General features: G+C 30.1%; 3 protein-coding genes and 1 pseudogene. 3 read left to right on the top strand and 1 reads right to left on the bottom strand.

What is annotated here, in order from left to right; all coding sequences use genetic code 11:
* Both FTU35_RS13240 and FTU35_RS13235 read left to right on the top strand, forming a co-directional pair.
* Positions 1 to 82 (top strand): annotated as a pseudogene (locus FTU35_RS13240) (IS1 family transposase); the annotation flags it as partial.
* A 173-nt stretch (positions 83 to 255) separates the two neighbouring features.
* The gene (locus FTU35_RS13235) at positions 256 to 1,050 is read left to right on the top strand and encodes a hypothetical protein (protein WP_031946098.1); all 795 of its coding nucleotides are present in this window, start codon (positions 256 to 258) and stop codon (positions 1,048 to 1,050) included.
* A 94-nt stretch (positions 1,051 to 1,144) separates the two neighbouring features.
* Here FTU35_RS13235 and FTU35_RS13230 read toward each other — a convergent pair whose 3' ends face one another.
* On the bottom strand, positions 1,145 to 1,339 hold the full coding sequence (locus FTU35_RS13230) for a type II toxin-antitoxin system RelE/ParE family toxin (protein ID WP_050595110.1): 195 nt from the start codon (positions 1,337 to 1,339) through the stop codon (positions 1,145 to 1,147).
* A gap of 171 nt (positions 1,340 to 1,510) precedes the next feature.
* Between FTU35_RS13230 and FTU35_RS13225 the strand changes: the two genes are divergently transcribed.
* Entirely contained in the window at positions 1,511 to 1,870 is a 360-nt protein-coding gene (locus FTU35_RS13225) for a surface-adhesin E family protein (protein WP_179989163.1), read from the top strand.
* The last annotated feature ends 309 nt before the right edge of the window (positions 1,871 to 2,179 follow it).

The following is a 2,179-nucleotide window of genomic DNA, read 5'->3' as shown; positions in this document are numbered from 1 at the left end:
GCAAAGTCATTATGAATCTCTCGAAGTAGATGAGTTCTGGAATTTTGTTGGAAATAAAAAGAATAAACAATGGCTTATTTTTGTTCAAAAGTCATATTTTACCTCGGAGAAACCGGACATTTTTATTTTGGAGTTACATCTCTGTTTCGTATAACAGCCATTATGTTAAATGGACAATTAATAATTGAATATTTCACCTTTTTTTTAATTAGTAGCTAAAATTACTTTATAATTTAAACTTATAAGGTATTTAAAGTGAAAAGTCCTCTTTCTAAAATATTTCTACTAAATATTCTCATAATGGCTGGTAGTGTTGCGTATGCCATTGAAGTTAAGCCATTCAAATTTATAAAAAATAATGAAGGTTATCCAGAAAATATTGGTTTATATAAAATAACAAATAAATACAGTGAGTTATATGTAAAACAGTATCCATTTTCTATTGAGAACAATAATAGAAATGCTGGTTTTATTAGTGAGATCGACCCACAATGTGAAATCTTAGAAAAGATATATAAGCAACAGCAGAATACTTATGTTGTAACAAGTACATGTGGCGCATGGTTTGGTATGAGTAGCCCAGAAAGCCATTATTTTATATATGAGTTTAACGATCTAGCAAAATTAATTAAATCTGAAACTATTGAATTCAAAGAGTCATTAGATATTACTATTTCAGAGCTTAATTCAGGTATAAAAATAACATCAAGCCAAAGTCCTAAAACTGGGAAAAAATATGATTATGAATACAAAAATGGGAGCTTATATGACTTCTCAACATCTATGAATAGAAATTTAGTTTCAAAAGAAAATGATAGAATCTGTAAGGGATTCTATGATCAAGTTTATACTCAATTTAAGTATTCTTATGTACCTGGTATGACTAATCTTTTTGAAATTTTACCTAGACATGCTTATTCATGGGTTCCAAACAAAATAAAATCTAGTGAAGAATTATCAGATAAATTAGCCAATGATTTAAAAGGGAAAGATCTAACACAACGTAGAAATGTTCCTTATTCAAGATTTAAACAAGACTATTGTTCTTAACTAAACTTAAGTATTCCTAAAATTAATATAATAGGTGCTATGCAAAGTCAAAATGTTAGAACCCATTCAAAATGGGAGCTATAAGCTCCCATTTTTAGTCTTTAATACGCTTTTTAGCTTCGTCATAAACTATGCTATCAGCTCGTTTCCCGACTGTGATGAGCAAGATAACTACCTGATCATCTTTAAATTGATAGACAAGTCTGACACCAGCTTTTAATAATTTAATTTTATAGCAACCTGCAAGATTGCCTCTCAGCATATTCTTTGGAATATGTGGCTGCTCTATGACTTTGGCTAGTTACTTCTTAAATTGATCTCGTATAGCAACAGGGAGTTTTTCCCATTTGTGTGTCCTTACCCATTTAACCCATTTAAAATTATTAAATTAAAAAATAAATTGAACAACAGAAATAATATAAGTATATTTCTGGAAATTAGCTTTAAAGAGACTAAGTAGGTGAAAAGACTATTAAAAATTACATTAATCAGCGTAATGGTTCTTAATGCTCAAAATATATTTGCAAAAATAATTATAGATAATGCAAATTATCAATCTAAAATTATAAAATTAAATAGTACAAAGAATCCCAAAATAACAAGAGCTTGGGTAGAAACCGAGTTTAAAGAGGAGAAGAATAGGTCAACAGTTCTATATGAGATAGATTGCGAACAAGAAAAATTCCGAAGACTAGGAGGAGTTATGTACAAAGAAGTAACAGGTGATCCAATAGCTATGGAACCTACAAAAGAAGAATATATAATTCCAAATACAAATCTAGATACGCTTAAAAGGGAGGTATGTACAGGAAAATATTAGAAAAACTTGAGAGATTTGGGGGATCAGAGAATTATTGTAGTTATCCTGATCTAAATGACAATTCAAGAGTAAAGATAGAAAAAATTTGTTATTTAATTTAGGGCGGCACTGTCACACGAGGGTGTAAATAATTCTGTGTAAATACAGTTTTATTTACAGTCTCTAAAGCTCCCTTTTTATAGGGCACTGTTGCAAATAGGCTGACATGATAAGCTAAATATCTTATTTATTTCGAGATACAGCAGATGAATCCCTTCCACGGTCGGCACTTTCAAGGTGAAATCATTCTTTGGGCTGTTCGTTGGTATT

Origin of the sequence: Acinetobacter sp. YH12095 (assembly GCF_013419245.1) — a bacterium.
Classification (GTDB): Bacteria; Pseudomonadota; Gammaproteobacteria; order Pseudomonadales; family Moraxellaceae; genus Acinetobacter; species Acinetobacter towneri.
The sequence above is the reverse complement of the archived record's forward strand: the minus strand, read 5'-3'. Positions and strand labels throughout refer to the sequence as shown.